Here is a 23,155-nt window from a genome sequence, read left to right as displayed (position 1 = left end):
TGAACCGCCCCGGGATTTCCGGAGGCTCCAACTCTTGAGAGACTGGAGCCATGACAAAGCATATCCCACCCTTCTCCCCTGAGGTCCGCGAGCGGGCGGTCAGGATGGTCCAGGAGCATCAGGGCGAGTACGGCTCGCCCTGGGCCGCGATGCAATCGATCGCTGCGAAGATCGGCTGCTCGGGCGAGACGCTRAGGAACTGGGTTCGGCAAGCCGAGCGCGACCGGGGCGTACGGGCCGGACCAACCACGGACGAGCGCGAGCGGATCAAGGCATTGGAGCGGGAGGTTCGTGAGCTCCGGCAGGCGAACGAGATCCTGAGGAAGGCGAGCGCGTATTTTGCGATGGCGGAGCTCGACCGCCCGTTCAAACGANCGAGGCCCAGCGCCGCCATCGACACGATGGTGAGGAGACCGGCCAGATGCTTCAGCGGTCCGACCAGCATTGGAGCGGGAGGTTCGTGAGCTCCGGCAGGCGAACGAGATCCTGAGGAAGGCGAGCGCGTATTTTGCGATGGCGGAGCTCGACCGCCCGTTCAAACGATGAAGGCGTTCATCGACGAGCACCGCGATGCCTACGGGGTCGAGCCGATCTGCAAGGTGCTGCCGATCGCCCCGTCGACATACCATGCTCATGCCGCACGGCGCGCCGATCCCAGCAGGCTCCCGGCACGGGCCCGGAGCGACGCGGCGCTGATGGTCGAGATCCGGCGCGTGTTCGAGGCGAACTTCCACGTCTACGGCGTACGCAAGGTCTGGCGGCAACTCGGCCGGGATGGGATCAGGGTGGCCCGGTGCACCGTCGCCCGACTGATGTGGGCGATGGGCCTGAAGGGTGTCGTGCGGGGCAAGACGGTGCGGACGACGATCCCCGATCCGGCAGCGAAGTGCCCGCTCGACCGGGTCAACCGCCAGTTCAAGGCCCCGCGCCCGAACGCCCTGTGGGTCGCGGATTTTACCTACGTCGCGACCTGGTCCGGCTTCGTCTATGTGGCCTTCGTGATCGACGTCTTCGCCCGCCGCATCGTCGGCTGGCGGGTCTCTCGAACCGCCCACGCCGCCTTCGTGCTCGACGCCCTGGAGCAGGCCCTGCACGAGCGTCGCCCCCTCCAGTGCGGCGGGCTCGTGCATCATAGCGACAGGGGCTCGCAATACCTGGCGCTGCGCTACACTGAGCGGCTCGTCGAGGCCGGGGTCGAGCCCTCCGTCGGCAGCGTCGGCGACTCCTACGACAATGCCCTCGCCGAGACGATCAACGGTCTATTCAAAGCCGAAGTCATCCATCGGTGCGGCCCATGGCGGAGCTTCGAGGCCGTCGAGTACGCCACCCTCGAATGGGTCGACTGGTTCAATCACCGCCGGCTGCTCGAACCCATCGGGAATATCCCTCCCGCCGAAGCCGAAGCGCACTACTATGCCCAGACCGAGGTGCAAGCCTTGGCCGCTTGATCCAAACCAAACAGCCTCCGGGAAACCCGGGGCGGTTCANCCCGCCGAAGCCGAAGCGCACTACTATGCCCAGACCGAGGTGCAAGCCTTGGCCGCTTGATCCAAACCAAACAGCCTCCGGGAAACCCGGGGCGGTTCACTCCAGGTCCTGGCCTACAATCTGACGCGGGTTCTCAACATCATGGGAAGCCGGAAGCTCCTGGCGGCGATCCCCACCTGAGCGGGGGCTTGGATCGCTCGCCGAAGAGGCCGAGAGACCGCCCAGGAAACCTTTTCCACCAAGAACTGGCCGTCTCCCGACCGTAAGAACCTGTTCGACGCGATGAACAGCCCGTTCTCGCGAGACCGGGACGTCTCCCGATCGCAAAAGCCCCAATCCCCGAGTTTTGAAACGGCCTGGACCAGACCGAGATGAAGGATTGGACTTGTTGATCGTGAGCGACACAGCGCTTGCCCACGACACCAGCCTGGCACGGATCGCGGGGACCGGCGAACCGGAGTGAGACTACAGCGTTCGATAACGGTCTCGGCTTTGCTCGCTTCCTCGGCTGGCTACCGAGGCGCGCAGCGGTCGATGAACGCTCCCCCGGTTCGGCATGGTATCGGCGTCTCTTGGTTTCCAACGCAAAGCCTGCGCGACTTTGCTATCTTGGCTTGTGGTCGATCATGCTGGTCGACGGAGAAAGGGGAGCGAGATGCCATAAGAAAAGGCTTTGGCACGAGCGACGGCAAGGACGGGAACCTCGGTCGATTTCGCGGGGACGTGGGTGAACGAAGGGGGTTCGGAAGTCGTCCTTGTTCAGACGAACGATGCGCTTTCCGGCACATATGAGAGCGCCGTCAGCAGCGGAGGTATAAAGGCCGCCGGTACCCTCGTCGGCTATGTCGATGGAGACTTGATCGCCTTCACCGTGCACTGGGAGGCCTTTCAGGCGATCACTTCCTGGGTGGGGCAGCTTCTTCCGAACGCGCCAAGGGAGACAATCAAAACGCTTTGGCAGATGACCAAGCAGGTCGACTCCGGCGAGGAATGGGCATCGATCAACGCGGGATCGGACACTTTCACTCGCAGATGACCGTTGCCGGGATCCGGGCGGTGTTCAGGCGCCGCACATCTTATCAGGAGCCTGTTTGAGGTCCTCCGCCGGTCGTCCCCATCTGTCTCGTGTGCAAACACGACGTCCGCCTGGCGGGGTGGAGTGGAGAGCAGATGTGGGTGGACCCACATCGGACGCGTCACGAGACGTGCCTGAAGGACATATCGCCCGGCATCTGCGGACGGGTGGCGCCCGGCGAGGGTTGCCGGCTGGCTTTCCACCCTGGCGCACGGTCTATGGCTGGTTCCGGCGCTGGACCGACAAAGGCCTGTTCGAGGCGCTGATGCGGGCTCTCGCCCGCCGCCAGCGACGGCGCTGCGGACGCCGCCCGGAGCCGCGGCCGGCGATCGTCGACACCCAAAGCGTCAAGTGCCTCGGTGTGCGCGGGCGGCGCGGCTACGATGGGGCCAAGAGTGGTGCCAAGAGTGGGGGGCAAGAGAGTGGTGCAACCGGCACGCCATGCGCCATCGCGTCGTCAAGAAGCAGCCGGACCAGAAGGGCCTCGTCGTGCGGGAGCGGCGCTGGGTGGTCGAGCGCAGCTTCGGCTGGATGAGCCATCGGGGCGGCTTGCACCGCGAGCGCGCCGGTCGGCCCGATGTCGCAACAGGGCGTCTTGCCTGCGCCGCCAGCCTCATGGCCGCCAACGCCCTCAACAATCCAGCCTGACAATAAGACCTCAAACAGGCTCAGAGGTGAAATATTCTCGTTTAAAACAACCCTAGAGAAATTTTTGCGGGCGTGCGGGTGAGCTCTCGGAACATCCAAGCCCATGCGAACCGAGCCCGATGCGAACCGAGCCCATCGGAGACGGAAGCGGGAGCGGAGACTCCGGGCCGGTCGCGCGACGTGGGTGCCTGGCCTCGCGCCGTGGACCGGTCGGCCCCGATCCGTCGGTTCGAAATCGCCGCGCCCAGCTGCGAGAGCCGTTCCCGCCCATGCAGCGACGGCCAAGTCGCATTCGTGCCAGGCGGCGGCGATGGAGTTTCGATACTCTTGGGGCGTGAAGCGGCCGAACGCCTTGCCGATGTCTGCCTGGCGGTCGGGGACGGTGCGGGCCGCCGCGCTGCGCCGCAGGGCCTTGAGCTCGGCGAACGTCGGCTCGATCGGATCGAGGTCCGGGTTGCAGGCGGGCAGGGCGCGGATCCGTGCGCCGGCCGCCTCGCTGGCCTCACGCACGCCGACCACCTCGTGGATGTTCAGGTTGTCGAGGATGACGGTATCGTCCGGCTTCAGCACCGGAACCAGCGTGTCGGTCGTTAAGCGCGGAAGTGCGCGCCGTTCGTGGACCCGTCGAACAGGGCGATGGCGGTGGGACCGCTGCTGCGCAAAGCGGCGGTGACGGTAATGGTCTTGTCGTGATGGGATGGTCGCCCCGACGGCGTCGATGGGCCGAAGTGGTGGTGGTGTGAACCACCCGAGGGCGGCGTCCGTGCCAGGGGTCGGCACCATCGGCCTGGATCTGGCCAAGAAGGTCTCATGACGGCATCGAGCACGCCTCCGCCCGTCAACGCATCACCCGTAATACCCTCGGGCACGGCTCTAGGGACCGCCCCCGCTCCTGTCGTTGGCATGCGGATATCGTATTCAGGGCAGCCGCCAGCGTGTCCGATGCCGCAGCGCTCTCTTTCGGAGGGCGATACGGGCCTCCGCCCGACCAATATCATGACCGGACCGAGACTTCGCATGCGAGAAGCGCTTGCTTGTTGCATTCGATACCGAACCGATAGATGCAGTTTAGCCGAGCCATGGCGTCGAAATACGACCCTTTGACGGACATATGGCCATCTAAATCCTGTTTGTCTTGCAGGCTTTTTCAGAATCCCCTCGATTGGATATTTGATTTTATTAAGGAACGATTTAACTGCTTGCGGTAACGTTTCCGTATGGCCGCTTCGAAAGGTCAGCCGGAAAGTCCTTGCTCATGAGAACCTTCAGCAATCTCAGCCTGCTGACGAAGATCGCTCTTCCCTTGGCGATCATGGCCGTGGTCGCGGCCGGGCTCGTCGCCTATGCCCGCTCGGCCCTGATCTCCCTCGCCGGGCAGACCCACCAGATCGCGCAGGTCCAGGCCGCACGGCAGGCCCACATCCTGACCATGCAGGTCGCCATGACCGAGGCCGCGGTGCAGAACCGCAACACGCTGGTCGAGACCGATCTCTCCAAGATGAGCGGCTATCAGGCCAAGCAGGCCGCGGCCATCAAGGCGAGCCACGCGGCCCTGGACCGCCTGGTGGCCCTCGAGGATTCGGCGGAGCGGACGGCGGCGAACAAGAGCCTGCGCGCTGGCCTGGACGCCTACTATGCTGTCCTCGAACGGTCCACCAACCACGGCGTGAAGGGCGAGTCGGCCCAGGGGATGAAGATCTCCCAGGAGGAGGCTGCGCCGCGCCGCACCAAACTTCGCGAGGAGGCTCAGTCCCGGAGTGGCGTCATCGAGCAGCAGCTCGCGGTGGCCTCCGGTGAGGCGGAGCGCCTCGCGGCCACGTCGACCACCCTGCTGATCGTGTCGGCCGCCTTCGGCCTGCTGGCCGCCATGGGTCTCGCCGCCGCCATCGTCGTGATGGGGGTGTCGCGTCCGATCGGCCGCATGACCGCCGCCATGGACCGGCTCGCCCGGGGCGATCTCGCCATCGCGGTCGAGGGTGTGGAGCGCAAGGACGAGATCGGCCTGCTGGCGCGCTCCCTCGAAGTGTTCAAGGTCAACGCCGTGACGGCCCGGCGCCTCGCGGCCGAGCAGGAGGTCGAGAACGCCGCCAAGATGCGCCGCGCCGAGATCCTCGACGGCCTGACTAGGCGCTTCGAATCCGACGTCTCGGTCCTGACCCAGGGCTTGGCGGGTGCGGCCACCGAGATGGAGGCCACGGCTCAGTCCATGTCCGCCACCGCCGAGCAGGCGATCCAGCAGGCGGTGTCCGTGGCGGGCGCGGCCGAGCAGACCTCCGCCAACGTCCAGACCGTGGCAGCGGCCAGCGAGGAGATGTCGGCCTCGATCCAGGAGATCGTCGGCCAGGTGAGCCAGTCCTCGACCTACGCCGACCAGGCCGTGGCGGATACCCGCCGGACCGAGGCCACCGTGCAGCGGCTCGCGGTCGTCGCCGACAGCATCACCGACGTGGTCGCCATGATCCAGACCATCGCGGGCCAGACCAACCTCCTGGCGCTCAACGCCACCATCGAGGCGGCGCGGGCCGGCGAGGCCGGACGGGGCTTTGCCGTGGTCGCCACCGAAGTGAAGGAACTCGCCGGTCAGACGGCGCGGGCCACCGAGGACATCCGCCTGAAGATCGGCGAGATCCAGGGTGCGACGGGCGAGGTCGTCAGCGACATCGGGCGCATCGGCAAGACCATCGCCGACATGTCCAGCTTCTCCTCCGGCATCGCCGCGGCGATGGAGGAACAGGGCGCCGCCACCCAGGAGATCGCCCGCAACGTGCAGGAGGCCGCCCAGGGCACCCGCAACGTGACGAACAACATCGAGCATGTCCGCATGGGGGCCGGAACCACGAGTGCGGCCGCCACCCAGGTGCTCGGCGCGGCCCGGGAACTGTCGCGCTACTCCGAGAGCCTCAGCGGGGAGGTGACGCGTTTCCTCGCGGGCGTGAAGGCGGCCTGAACCCGTCCGGCGGCCCGCACCGTAACCCGACCCCGAACGTTGAAAAGACGGCCGATCCGGCCGCCTTCACCATGGGTCGCGGGCTCGCCGAGCCCAACCTCGCCGAGCCCAACCTCGCCGAGCCTACGCGGCCTTGCGGCCGGTCCTGCCCTTGGTCGCCTTCGGGGCGGCATCCGCGTCCTCGCCGTCCTCGCCCTCGCCGGTGTCGGCTTCGGAGTTGAGGGTCTCGGCGATCTTCGACAGGAGGGCGTCGGCCTTCTTCTCCTCCTGCAGGGTCTCGTCGAGGAGGGCGGCGGCGTCCGCGTGGCCGAGCTGGGCCGCCCAGGTCTTCAGGGTGCCGTAGCGGGCGATCTCGTAATGCTCCACCGCCTGGGCGCAGGCCGCCAGCACCGCGTCGGCGGCCGGGCTGTCGCCGAAATCGTCCATGTCCTCCTCCATCTCGGAGGTGATGCCCTGCATCGCCTCGCAGGTCTTGGCGCGGGCCGGCTTGCCGATGATCTCGAACACCTGTTGCAGGCGCTCCACCTGGCCGGCGCTCTCGTCCGCATGGGTCTCGAACGCCTGGCGCAGCTCGTCGTGCTCGGCCGCCTTGGCCGCCTTCTTGAGCGCCTTCACGGACTGCTTCTCGGCGTAATAGACGTCCTTCAGGGTCTCGTAGAAGGCATCGTTCAGGGTCTTCACCTTGGTCGCCATGGATCGATTCCTTGCCTGTACGGGGGGGCGCCGAGCGTGCGCTGGATACGGTGTTCGGCGGTTCGTGGGCAGGCAACGCGTCCCTCCCACGTCGGCTCCCGGCGATATTTTCGGCCTGTGGAGGAACCGGGACAGGGCTTGGCCGCCCCCGGCGAACGATCGTGTCCTCGTGGACCCGTGAAGGCATCCCAGCCGGCCATCCCTGTGCTATGAGGCCGGGGATGGCCGGTCCGAAATACCCCCTCGCGCGCATCGCGACGAACGCAGGCGCCTCCCCTGCGCCGGTCCCCGGCGTGGTACGGACAGGTATGGCCGGACGGGCCGGGACCGCGTGCCCGGCGAGACTTCAGCCCCTGGCGAGCCCGTGACGGATCTCCCCCCGCTCGCTGCCGATCCGGACCGCCTCGCGGCCCTTGAGGCCCACGGCATCCTGGATACGCCGCCCGAGCGGGGCTTCGACGGCATCGTGCTCCTGGCCCGCACCCTGTGCGCCGCGCCCGTGGCCCTCGTCAGTCTGGTGACCGCTGACCGGCAATGGTTCAAGGCCCGCTCCGGCTTCGCCCCCTGCGAGACCGACTTGAACGCGTCCGTCTGCGCCCATGTCCTCGGGCGCGGCGACCTTCTCGTCATCCCCGACCTGACCCTCGACCCCCGCACCCGCGACAATCCCCTCGTCACCGGCGCACCGGCGATCCGGTTCTATGCCGGCGCGCCCCTGACCACGCCCGACGGCCACACCCTCGGGTCCCTGTGCGTGATCGACGAGGTCGCGCGCCCGGAGGGACTCACGGCCGAGCAGGCCGAAGCCCTCACGGCCCTGGCCGAGCAGGTGATGAGCCAGCTCGACCTGCGCCGGGCCGTGATGGAGCGCGACGCGGCCCTGACGGGCGAGCGGCGCGGACAGGCTCAGGCGGTGGCCGACGCCGCGCGCCTCGAGGCGATGATCGCCACCCAGCAGGTCGTGGCGTCCGCGACCTCCGACCTCGACACGGTGTTCCGGGCCGTGGTCGATGCCGCCCTGTCGATCATCGACCGCGCCGACAGCGCGGTCGTCACCCTGCGCGACGGCGACGACCTCGTCTGCCGCGCCGGCGCCGGGCGGGCGGGCGGATGGATCGGCCGGCGCATGCCCATGGCGGACACGCCGTCGGGCCGGGCCTTCACGGACGAGAGGCTGTTCGTCGGCACCACCGGCGCGCCGGGGACCGACCCTGACCGCCCGCCCCCGGCCGTCGTCGCGGTCCCGGTGCAGCGCCACGGCCTCGCCGTGGGCATCCTGGAGATCCGCTCGGAAGCGGACGGTCCCTTCGGCCCGCGCGACATCCTCATGGCCCAGATGCTGGCGGGGCTCGCCGGGTCGGCCTTCGGCGACGTCGCCGAGGCCGAGACCCGGCAGGCGCTCCGCGAGGCCGAGAACCGCTACAAGGCGATCTTCGACAGCGCCATCGACTTCGCCATCGTGGCCGCCGATTCCGACGGGCGGATCACCGACTGGAACACCGGCGCCGAGCAGATCATCGGCTGGTCGGCCGACGAGGTGAAGGGCCGGCTCCTCGACACCTTCTTCACCCCCGAGGACCAACGCGACGGCGTGCCCGAGCGCGAGGCGCGCATCGCCCTCGCCGCCGGCTCGTCGTCTGACGTGCGCTGGCACCAGCGCCGCGACGGCGGGCGGTTCTGGGCGGTGGGCCGCATGATGACCCTGCGCCACGAGGACGACAGCGTCCGGGGCTTCCTCAAGATCCTGCAGGACCGCACCACGGAGCGGCGACGCGAGCAGCGCCTCGACCTCCTGAGCCGGGCCTCCGCCGCGCTGCTGGCCGCCGCGGACCCGACCGCCGAGCTCCTGCCAATCCTGGAGGAAGGGGCCGAAACCCTCGGGTTCGACCAGAGCTACACCTGGACCCTGGTGCCGAACCGCGCCGAACTGCACCTCGCCCAGGCGCTGGGCGTCGCGCCCGAGGCGCGGGCCGCCCTGAACCGCGCCCCCTTCGACGAACCGCTCTGCGGAATCGTGGCCGGGACCGGCCGGCCGCTGATCCTGTCCGGCCTGCAGGCGGACGGCACGGCGCGCTACCGCAGCGCGCGCGAGGCCGGCATCGACGCCTATGCGAGCTTTCCCATCACCGGGCGCGGGGGCCTCGCCGGCGTGATCTCGTTCGCGCGCCGCGACGCGCCCGACTTCGACCGCGAGGCGCTGCAATTCTTCGCCACCCTCGCGCGCTTCCTCTCCGTCGCCCGCGAGCGCCTCGACGACGAGGCGGCCCTGCGCGAGAGCGATGCGCGCTCGCGGCGCGCCCAGCAGGCCGGCGGCATCGGCACGTTCGAGGCGGATGTTGGCGCCGAATCCATCGTGGTCTCGGCCGAGTTCTGCCGGCTGTTCGGCCTGGCCGACGCGCGGACCTGTCCGGTCGCGGTCATCGAGGGGCTGATCCTGCCGGAGGATTCCCACCTGCGCGCGGAGGCCGCCCGCCGCGCCACCGGTACCGCCCTGCCCGAGATCGAGTATCGCATCCGCCGCGCCGACGACGGCGCGATCCGCTGGATCGCCCGGCGGGCCGAATTCGCCCGCGACGCCGCCGGCCGGGTCTCGAGCCTGTTCGGCACCGTCTCGGACGTCACCGACCAGCGCGCGGCCCGCGACCGCATCGAGGCGCTCCTCGACCTCGGCGACCGCCTGGGCGAGGCGACGAGCGCCGCCGTGGCCGTCACCATCGCGGCCGATGTCCTGGGGCGGACCCTGGGCGCCGGCCGCGCCGCCTACGGCACCCTCGATGCCGGGCGGGAAACCTTCACGGTGACGGGGGACTGGGCCGCGCCCGGTCTCTCCAGCCTCCGGGGCACCTACCCGCTGGCGGACCTACCGCGCACCGTCGAGCGGCTGCGCACCGGGCGGGCCGTCGTCTGCGCCGATGTCCTGGCGGAGGTCCGCCTCGCCGACGATGCCGCGGCCTACCGCGCCCTCGGCGTGCGCGGGCAGATCATGGTCCCGCTCCTCAAGGCCGGGGCCCTCGTCGGCCTCATCCTCGTGCACGAGGCCGCCCCCCGGGTGTGGAGCATCGAGGAGGTGGCGTTCACCCGCGGCGTCGCCGACCGGACCTACGCGGCGCTGGCCCGCCTCAAGGCCGAGGAACAGCAGGACCTCGTCAACCACGAACTCTCGCACCGCATGAAGAACCTCCTGGCGATGGTGCAGTCCATCGCCACGCAGACCCTGCGCAACGCCACCCACGTGGACGAGGCCAAGGACGTGCTCGCCGGGCGCCTCATCGCCCTCGGCCGCGCCCACGACCTCCTCATGGGGGCGGCACTCACCAGCACCCGCATCGAGCCCGTGGTCCAGGGCGCCCTGCAGGTCCATCAGGACGGGCTGGCGCGGTTCCGGGTCTCCGGCCCCAGCCTCGAGATCGGGGCGGACCGGGCCGTCTCCCTCGCGCTGATGCTGCACGAACTCGCCACCAACGCGGCGAAGTACGGCGCCCTCTCGACGGATTCCGGGCACGTGGCGGTGACCTGGGACATCCTGGAGAAGACCCCGGAGGAGACCCCGGGGGACACGACCGGGCCGGAGCTGCGCCTCGCCTGGATCGAGTCCGGCGGGCCCCCCGTAGTGCCGCCCACCCGCAAGGGCTTCGGCTCGCGCTTCATCGAACGCGGCCTCGTCTCGCAGGTCGGCGGCACCCTGTCCCTGGAGTACCGGCCCGAGGGCGTGGCCTGCATCCTCGTCGCACCGCTCGCGGCCTTCGCGGGCGAGCCGCAGGCCTGAGGGCGGCGCGCGGGTCCACGAGGCATGCGTTCCGGGGGGCTGCCTGGCTTGGCGCCGATAGTGCATCCCGTCGGCCACCGAACCACACCCCGCCGGGACCCATGACCGACCCTCACCCGTCCCGCCTGCCCGCGCTCCCCCTCTCGGCCGTCCCCGTTCCCGGGGCGCGGCGTTGAGCGAGCTCGACGATTGGGCCGAGCGCCGGCGGCTGGCCGAGCAGGGGCGCGGCGAGCGGGCCTGGTCCCTGTGGGGCCCCTACCTCGCCGAGCGCCAATGGGGCACCGTGCGCGAGGATTACAGCCGCGACGGCAACGCCTGGCGCTCCCTGCCGCACGACGAGGCGCGCTCCCGCGCCTACCGCTGGGGCGAGGACGGCCTGGCCGGGATCTGCGACGAGCGCGGGCAGCTCTGCCTGTCCCTCGCCCTGTGGAACGGGCGCGACCACATCCTGAAGGAGCGCCTGTTCGGCCTCACCAACGAGGAGGGCAACCACGGCGAGGACGTGAAGGAGGTGTACCACTACCTCGACGCGGTCCCGAGCCACGCCTACCTCAAGGTGCTCTACCGCTACCCGCAAGGGCCCTACCCGTACGACCACCTCGTGGCGGAGGGCCGGCGGCGCGGCCGCGACGAGCCCGAATACGAGATCGAGGACACGGGTATCTTCGACGGGATGCGGTTCTTCGACGTCACGGTCGAGTACGCCAAGGAGGATTTCGACGACATCCACGCGGTGATCACGGCGGTCAATCGCGGGCCCGAGGCCGCCGATCTCCACCTCGTCCCGCAGGCGTGGTTCCGCAACACCTGGTCATGGCGCGAAGGATCGCGGGGCGAGGATGCGCGTCCGCGCCTCGCGAGGGCGGCCGATGGCGGGATCCTCGCCACCCATCCGCGCCTCGGGGCCTACCGCCTCGCCTTCGACGGCGAACCGGAGGTGCTGTTCTGCGAGAACGACACCAATCTGCGCCTGCACGGCTGGAAGCCCGACGCCACCGGCCCGTTCAAGGACGGCCTGCACGCGGCGATCGTCGACGGCGACGAATCGGCGATCCGCCGTGACGGCGGGACCAAGCTCGGCCTGCACTACGCCCTGCGGCTGGAGCCCGGCGAGGCGAAGCGCGTCACTCTTCGGCTCTCGGCCGGCCGGCGCCAGCGCCCCGTCGACCACGAGGGCGCCATTCTCCACCGCCGGGTGGCGGAAGCCAACGCGTTCTACGACGGCCTGCAGGACGGCATCGCGGACGCGGATTCCCGCACGATCTTCCGGCAGGCCGCCGCTGGCCTGATCTGGTCGAAGCAGCTCTATTCGTACGATGTCCGCCTGTGGCTCCAGGGCGACCCGCTCCAGCCGACGCCGCCGCGCGAGCGCAAGGGCGAGGGCGGCCGCAACACCAACTGGCGCCACTTCGCCGGGGCCGACGTGCTCTCCATGCCCGACACCTGGGAATATCCGTGGTTCGCCGCCTGGGATCTCGCCTTCCACTGCCTGCCCCTGGCGCTGCTCGACCCGGATTTCGCCAAGAAGCAACTCCTGCTGCTCACCCGCGAATGGTACATGCACCCCAACGGCCAGCTGCCGGCCTACGAGTGGGAATTCGGCGACGCCAACCCGCCGGTCCATGCCTGGGCAAGCTTCCGGGTGTTCGAGATCGACCGCGCCCGGCGCGGCGGGCGCGGCGACATCGCCTTCCTCGAGGGCGTCTTCCACAAGCTGCTCATCAACTTCACCTGGTGGGTCAACCGCAAGGACGCCGACGGCCGCAACGTGTTCCAGGGCGGGTTCCTCGGCCTCGACAATGTCGGGGTGTTCGACCGCTCGCGCCCGCCGCCCGGCTTCGGCCGCATCCACCAGGCCGACGGCACCGCCTGGATGGCGATGTACGCCCTCAACATGATGCGCATCGCCCTCGAACTCGCGCTCCACAACGACGTGTACGAAAGCACCGCGTCGAAGTTCTTCGAGCACTTCCTCCTCATCGCCGAGGCCATGACCGACATGGGCGGCGAGGGCTTCGGCCTGTGGGACGAGGAAGACGAATTCTACTACGACGAGGTCGACATCCCGGGCGGGGGCATGCTCCCCCTGCGGGTGCGCTCCGTCGTCGGCCTCGTGCCGCTCTTCGCCGTCGAGGTGATCGAGCCGGCGATGCTCCAGCGCCTGCCGGATTTCGCCCGGCGGATGAACTGGGTGCTGGAGAACCGTCCGCACCTCGCCTGCCTCGTCTCGCGCTGGACCGAGGGCGGGGTCGGCGACCGCAAGCTCCTGTCGCTCCTGCGCGGCCACCGGATGAAGGCGCTCCTGCGGCGCATGCTCGACGAGGCCGAGTTCCTGTCGGACCACGGCATCCGCTCCCTGTCGAAGGCCCACCGCGACCGGCCCTACGCGCTCAACGAGTTCGGCGCCTCGTTCACGGTCCGCTACGACCCGGCCGATTCGACCTCGAACATGTTCGGCGGCAATTCCAACTGGCGCGGGCCCGTGTGGATGCCGATGAACTACCTCATCATCGAGGCCCTGCGCCGCTTCCACGCCTATTACGGCGACGATTTTCTGGTCGAGTACCCCACCGGGTCGGGCACCTCGCTGACCTTGGCGGCCATCGCCGACGCCCTGGAAGACCGGCTCATCGCCCTGTTCGCCAAGGATTCCGACGGGCGCCGGCCGATCTTCGGGAACCGCGAACCGATCCCGACGGCGCCGGGCGAGGACGACGCGCTCCTGTTCCACGAGTTCTTCGACGGCGACACCGGCCGGGGCCTCGGCGCCTCCCACCAGACCGGCTGGACGGCGCTCATCCTCAACCTGCTCCACCACCGGGCGGGCCGGCCGGGCGCGGGGGACGGCGCCTTGCCATAAGGGCCTTGCGCGAGGATCCCGCCGTGACGAGCCCGTGACGCCCGGAGGCGGGCGTCACGGGCCGCGGGCTCAGGCGGCCGTCGCGGCCGTCGCGGTGGGGGCGATGCCGGGGCCGGCGGGCGCGTCCGCGGGCACGCCGTCCGGTTCCATCTCGCCCTGCCACTGCGCCACCGCCGCGGTGGCGAGACCGTTGCCCAGGACGTTGGTGACCGTGCGGCCCATGTCGAGGATCTGGTCGACGCCCATGATGAGCAGGATGCCGGCCGCCGGCAGGCCGAACATCGGCACGGTGGCGGCCACCACCACCAGGGAGGCGCGCGGCACCCCGGCGATGCCCTTGCTCGTGACCATCATCACCAGCAGCATGGTGAACTGCTCGGCGACGCTGAGTTCGATGCCGTAGGCCTGGGCGATGAACAGCGCCGCCATGGCCTGGTACATCATCGAGCCGTCGAGGTTGAACGAGTAGCCGAGCGGCAGCACGAACCCGGTGACGCGGCTCTTCACGCCGAACTTCTCCAGCACCTCGATGGTGCGGGGGAAGGCGGCCTCGCTGCTGGCCGTGGAGAAGGCGACGATCATCGGCGAGCGCAGGAGGTCGAGGAGGCGCACCACGCCGCCGCCGAGCGCGAGCCAGCCGGCGCCGATCAGCACCGTCCACAGCACGGCGAGGCCGAGATAGAAGCTGCCGATGAACTTGCCGTAATCGACGAGCACGCCGAGGCCCTGCACCGTGACCACGGCGGCGATGGCGGCGAAGACCGCGAGGGGTGCCAGCTTCATCACCGTGTCGGTGACGGCGAACATCACCCGGGCGAGCCCGTCGATGAGGTGGATCATCGGCTCGGCATAGCGCCGGTCGATGACGCTGAGACCCGAGCCGAAGAAGATCGAGAACACGAGGATCTGCAGCACCTCGTTGGTGGCCATGGCCGAGACGATGCTCGTCGGGAACACGTGGGTGAGGAAGTCGCGGACGTTGAGGGAGGCGGCCTTGAGGCCGGTCTGGGCCGCAGCGTCCGGCAGGGGCAGGTTCAGGCCCGCCCCCGGCTGGAACAGGTTGGCGACGAGGAAGCCGAGGGACAGGGACACCACGGAGGCCGTGAGGAACCAGGCCATCGCGAGCGCCGCGACCCGGCCCACGGTCCGGGTGTCGCCGAAGCTCGCGATGCCCGACACGATGGTGGCGAAGACGAGCGGCGCGATGATCATCTTGATGAGGCGCAGGAAGATGTCCGTCACCAGGGTGAAGGAGCCGGCGATCTCTTTCGCCGCCTCCGGGCTCGCCGCCTGCCCGTGCAGCACCGCGCCGACGAGGATGCCGAGCGCGAGCCCGATGCCGGTGTAGAGGGTGAGCCGGCCCGATCGGGCCGCCGTGTCGCCGCTGGCTGTGCTGCTCTTCTTCATGATGTCCTCCCCCTTGGATACGTGTGCGGCCCGGCCTTCGCGGCCGGGCGCGCGTATGGGTCATGGTGTGCGGGTCATGGTGTGCGGGTCATGGCGTGACCCGGATCTCTGGATGCCTTCTCCGGCGTCGAGCCGGATCGGCTCCCTCAGAACGCAGTGATGTCCTGCGGCCGGGTCAGCCGGTCGGGCTGGAGCACGGCGTCGAGGTGCTCGCGCGCCATCAGCCCCTTCTCGAGCACGAGTTCGTAGACGCCGCGCCCGGTGGCGTGGGCCTCCAGGGCGACGGCGGTGGCGTTGCGGTAGCCGATATAGGGGTTGAGCGCCGTCACGATGCCGATGGATTGCTCCACCGAGGCGCGCAGGCGCTCGCGGTTGGCGGTGACGCCCCGGATGCAGTTCACGTCGAGGGTCCGGCAGGCGGCCTCCAGGTGGGTGAGGCTGCGAAACAGGCTGTAGGCGATGATCGGCTCGAAGGCGTTGAGCTGGAGCTGTCCGGCCTCGGCCGCGAACGAGATGGTGACGTCGTTGCCGATGACCTCGAAGGCGACTTGGTTGACCACTTCGGGGATCACCGGGTTGACCTTGCCGGGCATGATCGACGAGCCGGCCTAGCGCGCCGGCAGGTTGATCTCGCCGAAGCCCGCGCGCGGGCCGCTGGAGAGCAGGCGCAGGTCGTTGCAGGTCTTGGAGAGCTTCACGGCGACCCGCTTCAGCACGCCGGAGAGCTGCACGAAGGCGCCGCAATCCTGGGTCGCCTCGACGAGGTCCTCCGCCGTGACGAGGGCGATGCCGGTGATCTCGGACAGGCGCGCGCAGACGAGGGCCGCGTAGCGCGGATGGGCGGTGATGCCGGTGCCGATGGCGGTGGCGCCCATGTTGATCTCGCGGATCAGGAGGGCGGCCTCGGCCAGCCGCGCCTCGTCCTCGCGCAGCATCAGCGCGTAGGTGCCGAACTCCTGGCCCAGCGTCATCGGCACCGCGTCCTGCAGCTGGGTGCGGCCCATCTTGAGGACATCCGAGAACTCCGCGGATTTGGCCGAGAAGCTGCCGCGCAGGTCCGCCATGGCGGCGACGAGGCGGCGGATGCCCCCGGCCGCCGCGATCTTCAGGGCGGTGGGGTACACGTCGTTGGTGCTCTGCCCCATGTTGACGTGTTCGTTGGGGTGCAGGTGGGCGTAGGCGCCGCGCGGGTGGCCCAGCAGCTCCAGGGCCCGGTTGGCGATGACCTCGTTGGCGTTCATGTTGGTGGAAGTGCCGGCCCCGCCCTGGATCAGGTCGACCACGAACTGGTCGTGCAGGGCGCCGGCGCGGATCTCCTCGCAGGCCGCCACGATGGCGTTCGTTCGGGCCTCGTCCAGGAGGCCCAGTTCGCGGTTGGCCAGCGCCGCCGCCTGCTTGATGGCGGCCAGAGCCACGATGAGATCGGGGCAGGTCGCCAGGGTCTGGCCGCTGATGGGGAAGTTCTCGACGGCCCGCAGGGTGTGGATGCCGTAATAGGCCGCCTCCGGCACCGTGCGGTCGCCGAGAAGGTCATGCTCGCTGCGGGTCGATGGGCTGGTCACGGTGTTCTCCTGGCAAAGGGCGGGCGAGGGGCTGGCAAGGATCTGGGATGTGCGGCCGCGATCCGGCGCGTGGGGACGCGGCGGGTATGCGGACGCGGCGGCGGAGCCGCAGGGGCGGCGCGCCGATGGCTTCGTGGGAATGGGGGCTTCGTGGAAGTCCGGTTCGATCGGGCGCCCGTCGCCCCGGAGGCGGGGCGGGCGGCGTTCGCCGATGGACAAGGGGGATAGTCCCGTCCCCCAGCGCAGGCCAATGCTAAGTTCGCGCCGAACTATTCGGCAAGTGCATAGTTTGGCTCATCCAGGGCGGCGGCTGCCCAGACCTGGTCGAGGAACGGCCGCGCCCGCCCGGCACTGCGATAGAGGCGGATCTCCATCAACATCTCGGGGCTGATCGCGGCTAGGGCCCCGTGGCCGATCTCGCTCGCCACGAGGCTGCGGGGCAGCCACGCCACGCCGTGGCGGCCGAGCGCCATGGATTTGAGGGCCTCCGCCATGGAATTCTCGTTGGTGTGGGCCGGGTAGGTCGCCGGCGCCCCGCCCTTGGCCTGGGCGATGGCGGCGAGGCGCCCGAGGAACGAGCCGCGCGAGTATTGCAGCAGGGGCAGGCGCCCCTCGGCATCGGGTTCGAGGCCCGGCGCGGCGACGGCGACGAGGCTGTCGCGCCCGATGACCCGGCAGGGATGGCGCTCGGGATCGACGGGGATCGGCACGCTCGGGTGGTGGTAGGTGAGGAGCAGATCGTAGCCGCCCTCCACCAGGGCCTGGACGCAGATGTTGAAATTGTCGGGCAGCACCCGGCTCGCCATGGGCCCGAGCACCCCCTGGATGCCCGTGAGCCAGCGCGGCAGCACCGACAGGCACAGGGAATGCAGAGCCGCGATGGTGACGACGGGCAGGTGCGAGCGCTCGCCCCGGGCCTGGAAATCGGCGCGGCTCTGGGAGAGCAGGCGCACCACCTCCTCGGCGGTCTCGACGAACTGGCGGCCATCCGCCGTCAGGGTGATGGGGTAGGTGCTGCGGTCCAGCAGCACCGTGCCGAGCCAGACCTCCAGGGAGCGGATACGCCGGCTGAACGCCGATTGGGTGACGCAGCGCAGTTCCGCCGAGCGGGAGAAGCTGCGCGTCTCGGACAGGCTGAGGAAATCCTCGACCCACTTCAGTTCCATGATGCGCTTTCCGCCCCGCCGCCCGGCCGCCGCCGTTGGGACGGCGACAGTCTCGCATCGCCGACGCGTCCGGGGCAATCACGGGTCCCGCCTGGCCCAACGGGTGGACGGAAGGTGAACGTCTCGGTAACCGTTCCGGCTTAACCCCGATCGGACCCCCTCCCACGAAGGCCGAGACCCGACGATGACGAGAGACCAGCTCGCCGCCGAACTGACGCGGATCGCCAAGCTCCAGCTCAGCGACATCACCCGGGCGGTCAAGAACGGCGAGAAATCCATCGCCCTCAACGAGGTGACGGATCTGGCCCGGCGCCTTCACCTCCTGTCCGACGCCGTCGCGGGCCGCCCGGCGGTGGCGCCCGGGGCCCAGGCTCCGGCGACGCAAGCCTCCGTGGTCCAGGCCCCTGTGGTTCAGACGGGCGCGGCTCCGGCGCCGGCCGCCCATCCGTGAGCGACGGGTCGGCAGGTTCCAGCGCGACAGGTTCAGGCTCGATCTGGCGCGACACCCGCAACACGCGGTCCCGGGCACGCCTCGACCGGGCTTTGCCAGCGATCTTCCCCGTCCCGGTGCTGCAGCACGCCCTGTCGCGGCCGCTCCTGCCGCCGACGCCGCGTCTGGCCGTCGAGAGCTACTGGCGCGCCCACATCCTGCGGGCCGACCGTCTCGCCCGGGCGCTCGCCGCCCGCTCCGGCGCGCCCGAGGGCTGGACCTGGCGCCTCGGCACCGAGCCGGGCCTCGCCGCGAGCTTCCGCCTGCCGCCCTCGCCCTACCGTGAGCCCGCCCACACGCGGGGCCGCGGCCATTGCTGCCTGTGCGGCCAGCCGGTGTTCCGCTTCGGCTGGCACAACGATCTGTGGGGAACCGGCACGCCGAACAAGAACGCGGCCTGGCATTCGGCCTGCGTCACCGCGTGGAAGCTGTGGTGCGCGCCCGCCGAGCAGGTGACGGTGCTGAAACGCCACCAGCGCCACCGCTGCACCGAATCCGGCAAGCGCCTGTTCAAGACCGCCGAGGTCGATCACCGGGTGCCGCTCTACCGGGTCTGGCGCGAGCACCGCACCGCGCCCTGGCCCGAACTCCTCGGCTACTGGGGCGCCCCCAACCTCCAGGTGGTGAACCGCGTGGTCCACGTCGCCAAATGCAGCGCCGAGGCCGGCGAGCGCGCCGCCCGCCGCCGGGCCGAGGCTGTCCCGTCCGCCTTCCCCGCCTCCGCGTTCGGCGAGACCGATTTCGCCAGGGTCGATGCCCACGTGATCCAACCGGAGGAATACGACGAACGTCCCGAGCTGACCGACGCCATGATGGAGCGGGCCGATCGATCCGATGGCCCCATTCTGGTCCGCCGGGGGCGGGCACCGAAGCCGGCTCCCAAGCGATAGGCGCGTCTTCTCAGAAGAACGCCTCCTCTCAGAAGAACGCCTGCAGCCCCGTCTGCGCCCGGCCGAGGATCAGGGCGTGGACGTCGTGGGTGCCCTCGTAGGTGTTGACCGTCTCGAGGTTCTGGGCGTGGCGCATGACGTGGTATTCGCCCATGATGCCGTTGCCGCCGTGCATGTCCCGGGCGGTGCGGGCGATGTCGAGGGCCTTGCCGCAATTGTTGCGCTTGATCAGGGAGATCATCTCCGGCGCCATCCGACCCTCGTCCATGAGGCGGCCGACGCGCAAGGACGCCTGGAGCCCGAGCGCGATCTCCGTCTGCATGTCGGCGAGTTTCTTCTGGACGAGCTGGGTCTGGGCGAGCGGCCGGCCGAACTGCTTACGTTCCAGGGTGTAGCCCCGCGCCCGGTGCCAGCAATCTTCGGCCGCGCCCATCACCCCCCAGGAGATGCCGTAGCGCGCCCGGTTGAGGCAGCCGAACGGCCCCTTCAGGCCGGAGACGTCGGGGAGCAGCGCCTCCTCGGGCACCTCGACCCCCGCCATGACGATCTCGCCCGTGGTCGAGGCGCGCAGGGAGAGCTTGCCGTGGAGCGTCGGGGTCGAGAGGCCGGCCATGCCCCGCTCCAGCACGAAGCCCCGGATGGCGCCGTCGTGCCGGTCGGATTTCGCCCAGACCACGAACACGTCGGCGAAGGGCGCGTTGGAGATCCACATCTTGGCGCCGGTGATCCGGTAGCCGCCGTCGATGGCCTCCGCCCGCGTCGTCATGCCGGCGGGGTCGGAGCCCGCATCGGGCTCGGTGAGGCCGAAGCAGCCGATCCATTCGCCGGACGCGAGCTTCGGCAGGTACTTTTGGCGCTGCGCCTCGGAGCCGTAGGCGTGGATCGGGTACATCACCAGGGAGGATTGCACGCTCATCATCGAGCGGTAGCCGGAATCGACCCGCTCCACGGCCCGGGCCACGAGGCCGTAGGCGACGTAGGACGCGGCGGCGCAGCCGTACTCCTCCGGCAGGGTCAGGCCGAGGAGGCCGACGCTGCCCATGGCCCGGAACAGGTCGGGGTCGGTCCGCTCCTCGGCGTAGGCCGCGACGATGCCGGGCAGCAGACGCTCCTGCGCGAAGGTCTCGGCCGTGTCGCGGATGGCGCGCTCGTCGTCGGTCAGCTGGTCGTCGAGGAGGAAGGGATCGTCCCAGACGAATCCGGCGACGCGCAGGGGAGTGGCGATGGGCGCGTTCATGGAAGCTTCCTCGAACCTGTTGCGGCCGGTCGTGCCGGCCGTCGTTTGGGGGCGAGCATGGACCCGGAGGGTCGGTCCCGTCCAGCCGGTCAGGCCCGCCCGAGGAGCGTCAGCCAGAGCACGGTCGTGAGGGGGGCGAGGAGGGTCGAGACGAGGACGGAGGCCGCGACCAGGCCGGTCTCGGCCTTGTAGCGCACGGCGAGCAGGTAGGCGTTGATGCCCACCGGCATGGCGGCGAACAGGGTGGCGACGCCCGCATAGGCCGGCGGCATGGAGAACAGCTTGGTGGCGAGCAGCCACACCGCGAGGGGATGCACCACGAGCTTGAGGACCGCGATGACGAGGGCGCCGGGCAGGTCGAACAGCACCTTGTAGCGGGTCAGGCCGGCGCCCAGCGCCACGAGGGCGCAGGTGGAGGCGGTGGAGCCGAACCCGTCGATGAGCGAGCGGGCGATGCCGGTCGGCACCACGCCGCCGAGGCGCAGGGCCATGCCGATGCCGAGGGACACGAAGATCGGGTTCTTGACGAGCACCAAGCCGAGGCCGCGCAGGCGCTGGACCAGGGTGCGGTCACCCTCGGCCTCGATGAGGAAGGTGGCGCAGCCCATCATCAGGGGGAGATGCACGGCCAGCAGCAGGAACAGCGGGAACGCGCCTTCCTCGCCATAGGCCTGCAGGATGGTCGGCACGCCGACGAAGATGGTGTTCGACTGGCTCGCGGCGAACCCGTGCAGCACCGCGCCCTGGCGGCCGATGCCCTTGCGCCGGGTGGCGATGAGGGAGCCGGCGAGCCACGACACCGCCGCCCCGCCGAAATACGCGATCCAGTACGACCACGTCACCTCGCCTGTGAGCCCCGGCCGGGTGAGGGTGCCGATGATGAGGGCCGGCACCGCGATGGCGAACACGTATTCCGAGAGGCCGTCGCTGACCCGCTCGGACAGGAGGCCGGCGAGTGCCGCGCCCCAGCCGATCACGATGATCCCGAAGACCGGGGCGATGATGCTGACGGCGTTCATGAGAGCTCGGTGGGCATGCGGGAGCGGGACGGGCGGGAGCGGTTTCGGTGTCCGCGCATCCTTAACACGGGGCGTCGCCCGGATGGATCGCCGGGGCGAATCGGGTTCCGATTGAGCGCAACCACCCGGCGACCGGTTCCGGCGCCGGGACGCTCCGCGGGCGTTTTCCCAGGACCCTGCTCGTCCTTCGGTAAAGCCGCGGCGTCGATGCGGCGTAAAAATGAGGCGGGAGGCAAGCACGGATGCGGTCGAAGCCGTCGTCGGCCGGTCGCTCGCAGGACGGAACACGGCTGCCGGTCTGTGCTCCGGAAACCAGGGCGCGATCAAATGCCTGGCAAGGTGCCTGGCAAGACTGTTCCGGTGCGAGGCGACGACAGGGATCGGGCCGGAAACGAGGTGTGCGTGCCGTGCGCGGCGTATGGTTTACGAAATCTTAGCGTCTATCCGGGTCTGCCTTGTGGATGTTTCCTTAATGCCACACGAACGTCGCAAGTCCCTCCTGGGCAAGGGTTTTGTCTAAAAAATGTGCAACTGCATAAAGGATGACTTTGGCTTGGCCGGCATTCTTTGAGAACCTCCAATCAACGGAACAACCCAACAAGAAGAGACTTGATATGGCCCGCCGCAGCGCGCTCCTCGGACTGACGACACTCCTCCTGTCGTCGACCTACCTTCAGGCGGCCGATCTGTCGGTGAAGGCCCCGGTGCCCGTCGTCCCGGCGTCGTGCAAGGCCGAGATCACGTTCCCGTCCTACGGCGGCATCATCAAGCAGAACCCCAACCCGGCCTGCCTCACCATCGGCGGCCTCGGCGACATCTACTTCGGCGGCGCGGTGACGGGCTACGCCTACACCCAGACCAACCAGTTCGCCTTCTCGGCCGTGCCCCAGATCGCCAGCGATCGCGCCGGCCGCGTCGATTTCTCGAACCTGATGGGCACCATCCAGAAGGCCGACGGCCCGTTCCAGTTCTACGCCGCGTTCGGCGCCTACACGATCCCGGGCCTCGGCCTGCCGATCCTCAGCGCCTTCGACCAGACCAACCTGCTCTACTCGCCGATCCCGATCGTGTTCGGCAAGTACGTCTTCAACGACAATTGGTCGATCCAGGGCGGTCGCATGCCGACCCTCATCGGTTCGGAGCTGCCCTTCACCTTCCAGAACCTGAACATCTCCCGCGGCCTGCTGTTCAACCAGGAGAACGTGATCAACCAGGGCGTTCAGGTGAACTACAGCGACGGCCCGTGGTCGGCCTCCTTCGCCGCCACGGACGGCTTCTATTCGGGTGAGATCAACTGGGTCACGGGCGCCATCGTCTACAAAATCGACGCCGCCAACACGATCGGCATCAACGGCGGGACGCACTTCAACAACTTCAACTCGGCCCTGCAGAACCCGCGCTTCCAGTTCGCCACGCCGCTCTCGGTGCAGAACAGCTCCATCGTCAGCGCCAACTACACCTACGCCGACGGCCCCGTCATCGTGACGCCCTACGTCCAGTATACCAACGTCGAGAGGAACGCCGTCCTCGGCCTCGGCGGTGCCGAGACCATCGGCGGCGCGATCCTCGCCAGCTACGCCTTCACCGACAACTTCGCCCTCGCCGGACGTTTCGAGTATATCAGCCAGAGCGGCAACAGCGCGAGCCCCTTCGGCCTCGGCCAGACCACCTCCGTCCTCTACGGACCGGGCAGCTCGGCGCTCTCCTTCACCGTGACCCCGACCTTCACCTTCGACCGCTACTTCCTGCGCGGCGAGTTCTCGACGGTGCAGCTCTACGACATCACGCCCGGCCTCGGCTTCGGCCGCACCGGCCTGAAGACCTCGCAGGAGCGCTACATGATCGAGACCGGCATCACCTTCTGATCGCCGCACTTTCCGATCGCTGCCTCCGCGCGACATGCCATC

12 protein-coding genes, 5 pseudogenes and 1 other annotated feature are annotated in these 23,155 nt (G+C 69.4%); of the genes and pseudogenes, 10 read left to right on the top strand and 7 right to left on the bottom strand.

Annotated elements, in window-relative coordinates:
* Positions 1 to 50: 50 nt before the first annotated feature.
* The 4 genes and pseudogenes from ASF27_RS03860 to ASF27_RS22810 form a co-directional block, all read left to right on the top strand.
* Positions 51 to 374: pseudogene (locus ASF27_RS03860) on the top strand (transposase); the annotation flags it as partial.
* A 67-nt stretch (positions 375 to 441) separates the two neighbouring features.
* Positions 442 to 1,448, top strand: a pseudogene (locus ASF27_RS03850) (IS3 family transposase); the annotation flags it as partial.
* Positions 501 to 617: a sequence feature (AL1L pseudoknot), on the top strand. It overlaps the preceding pseudogene by 117 nt.
* A gap of 713 nt (positions 1,449 to 2,161) precedes the next feature.
* The gene (locus ASF27_RS03845; RefSeq protein WP_056165671.1) at positions 2,162 to 2,524 is read left to right on the top strand and encodes an avidin/streptavidin family protein; all 363 of its coding nucleotides are present in this window, start codon (positions 2,162 to 2,164) and stop codon (positions 2,522 to 2,524) included.
* 480 nt (positions 2,525 to 3,004) lie between these two features.
* Positions 3,005 to 3,211, top strand: a complete 207-nt coding sequence (locus ASF27_RS22810; protein WP_056165674.1) for a transposase — start codon at positions 3,005 to 3,007, stop codon at positions 3,209 to 3,211.
* 273 nt (positions 3,212 to 3,484) lie between these two features.
* On the opposite strand, the pseudogene ASF27_RS22990 reads toward ASF27_RS22810, so the two are convergent.
* Positions 3,485 to 3,903: pseudogene (locus ASF27_RS22990) on the bottom strand (transposase); the annotation flags it as partial.
* A gap of 563 nt (positions 3,904 to 4,466) precedes the next feature.
* Between ASF27_RS22990 and ASF27_RS03830 the strand changes: the two are divergent.
* Entirely contained in the window at positions 4,467 to 6,158 is a 1,692-nt protein-coding gene (locus tag ASF27_RS03830) for a HAMP domain-containing methyl-accepting chemotaxis protein (protein ID WP_056357773.1), read from the top strand.
* 123 nt (positions 6,159 to 6,281) lie between these two features.
* On the opposite strand, the gene ASF27_RS03825 is transcribed toward ASF27_RS03830, so the two are convergent.
* On the bottom strand, positions 6,282 to 6,851 hold the full coding sequence (locus ASF27_RS03825) for a ferritin-like domain-containing protein (protein WP_056357770.1): 570 nt from the start codon (positions 6,849 to 6,851) through the stop codon (positions 6,282 to 6,284).
* A gap of 364 nt (positions 6,852 to 7,215) precedes the next feature.
* Between ASF27_RS03825 and ASF27_RS03820 the strand changes: the two genes are divergently transcribed.
* Together ASF27_RS03820 and ASF27_RS03815 are read left to right on the top strand one after the other, a co-directional pair.
* Positions 7,216 to 10,617: a GAF domain-containing protein gene (locus tag ASF27_RS03820; protein ID WP_056357767.1), complete on the top strand. Its 3,402-nt coding sequence runs from the start codon at positions 7,216 to 7,218 to the stop codon at positions 10,615 to 10,617.
* Positions 10,618 to 10,789: 172 nt separating this feature from the next.
* On the top strand, positions 10,790 to 13,477 hold the full coding sequence (locus tag ASF27_RS03815) for a glucosidase (RefSeq protein WP_056264821.1): 2,688 nt from the start codon (positions 10,790 to 10,792) through the stop codon (positions 13,475 to 13,477).
* Positions 13,478 to 13,546: 69 nt separating this feature from the next.
* Here the strand turns inward: ASF27_RS03815 and ASF27_RS03810 are convergent, their stop codons facing one another.
* The 3 genes and pseudogenes from ASF27_RS03810 to ASF27_RS03800 form a co-directional block, all read right to left on the bottom strand.
* Positions 13,547 to 14,884, bottom strand: coding sequence for a dicarboxylate/amino acid:cation symporter (locus ASF27_RS03810; RefSeq protein WP_056357766.1), 1,338 nt, complete (start codon positions 14,882 to 14,884; stop codon positions 13,547 to 13,549).
* Between the two features lie 146 nt (positions 14,885 to 15,030).
* Positions 15,031 to 16,446 (bottom strand): annotated as a pseudogene (aspA, locus tag ASF27_RS03805) (aspartate ammonia-lyase).
* A gap of 269 nt (positions 16,447 to 16,715) precedes the next feature.
* Positions 16,716 to 17,612 (bottom strand): LysR family transcriptional regulator, encoded by an 897-nt coding sequence (locus ASF27_RS03800; RefSeq protein WP_056265206.1) that lies wholly within the window; start codon positions 17,610 to 17,612, stop codon positions 16,716 to 16,718.
* Between the two features lie 184 nt (positions 17,613 to 17,796).
* Between ASF27_RS03800 and ASF27_RS03795 the strand changes: the two genes are divergently transcribed.
* Both ASF27_RS03795 and ASF27_RS03790 read left to right on the top strand, forming a co-directional pair.
* The gene (locus tag ASF27_RS03795; RefSeq protein ID WP_056357763.1) at positions 17,797 to 18,063 is read left to right on the top strand and encodes a hypothetical protein; all 267 of its coding nucleotides are present in this window, start codon (positions 17,797 to 17,799) and stop codon (positions 18,061 to 18,063) included.
* 41 nt (positions 18,064 to 18,104) lie between these two features.
* Positions 18,105 to 18,791, top strand: a pseudogene (locus tag ASF27_RS03790) (hypothetical protein); the annotation flags it as partial.
* A gap of 229 nt (positions 18,792 to 19,020) precedes the next feature.
* On the opposite strand, the gene ASF27_RS03785 reads toward ASF27_RS03790, so the two are convergent.
* Together ASF27_RS03785 and ASF27_RS03780 are read right to left on the bottom strand one after the other, a co-directional pair.
* The gene (locus ASF27_RS03785; RefSeq protein ID WP_056357760.1) at positions 19,021 to 20,229 is read right to left on the bottom strand and encodes an acyl-CoA dehydrogenase; all 1,209 of its coding nucleotides are present in this window, start codon (positions 20,227 to 20,229) and stop codon (positions 19,021 to 19,023) included.
* Positions 20,230 to 20,318: 89 nt separating this feature from the next.
* The gene (locus ASF27_RS03780) at positions 20,319 to 21,248 is read right to left on the bottom strand and encodes an AEC family transporter (RefSeq protein ID WP_056306486.1); all 930 of its coding nucleotides are present in this window, start codon (positions 21,246 to 21,248) and stop codon (positions 20,319 to 20,321) included.
* 614 nt (positions 21,249 to 21,862) lie between these two features.
* Between ASF27_RS03780 and ASF27_RS03775 the strand changes: the two genes are divergently transcribed.
* Complete coding sequence (locus ASF27_RS03775) at positions 21,863 to 23,113, top strand: outer membrane beta-barrel protein (protein WP_056165719.1); 1,251 nt, start codon at positions 21,863 to 21,865, stop codon at positions 23,111 to 23,113.
* Positions 23,114 to 23,155: the final 42 nt, after the last annotated feature.

Origin of the sequence: Methylobacterium sp. Leaf102, from assembly GCF_001422425.1 — a bacterium.
Classification (GTDB): Bacteria; Pseudomonadota; Alphaproteobacteria; order Rhizobiales; family Beijerinckiaceae; genus Methylobacterium.
This window is presented reverse-complemented; position numbering and strand designations above follow the sequence as displayed.

Bases quoted from the DNA above. Each gene is read 5' to 3' on its own strand.
- ASF27_RS03810 (WP_056357766.1), bottom strand. From the start codon at position 14,884: ATGAAGAAGAGCAGCACAGCCAGCGGCGACACGGCGGCCCGATCGGGC.
- ASF27_RS03825 (WP_056357770.1), bottom strand. From the start codon at position 6,851: ATGGCGACCAAGGTGAAGACCCTGAACGATGCCTTCTACGAGACCCTG.
- ASF27_RS03800 (WP_056265206.1), bottom strand. From the start codon at position 17,612: ATGGAACTGAAGTGGGTCGAGGATTTCCTCAGCCTGTCCGAGACGCGC.
- ASF27_RS03795 (WP_056357763.1), top strand. From the start codon at position 17,797: ATGACGAGAGACCAGCTCGCCGCCGAACTGACGCGGATCGCCAAGCTC.
- ASF27_RS03775 (WP_056165719.1), top strand. From the start codon at position 21,863: ATGGCCCGCCGCAGCGCGCTCCTCGGACTGACGACACTCCTCCTGTCG.
- ASF27_RS22810 (WP_056165674.1), top strand. From the start codon at position 3,005: ATGCGCCATCGCGTCGTCAAGAAGCAGCCGGACCAGAAGGGCCTCGTC.
- ASF27_RS03830 (WP_056357773.1), top strand. From the start codon at position 4,467: ATGAGAACCTTCAGCAATCTCAGCCTGCTGACGAAGATCGCTCTTCCC.
- ASF27_RS03780 (WP_056306486.1), bottom strand. From the start codon at position 21,248: ATGAACGCCGTCAGCATCATCGCCCCGGTCTTCGGGATCATCGTGATC.
- ASF27_RS03785 (WP_056357760.1), bottom strand. From the start codon at position 20,229: ATGAACGCGCCCATCGCCACTCCCCTGCGCGTCGCCGGATTCGTCTGG.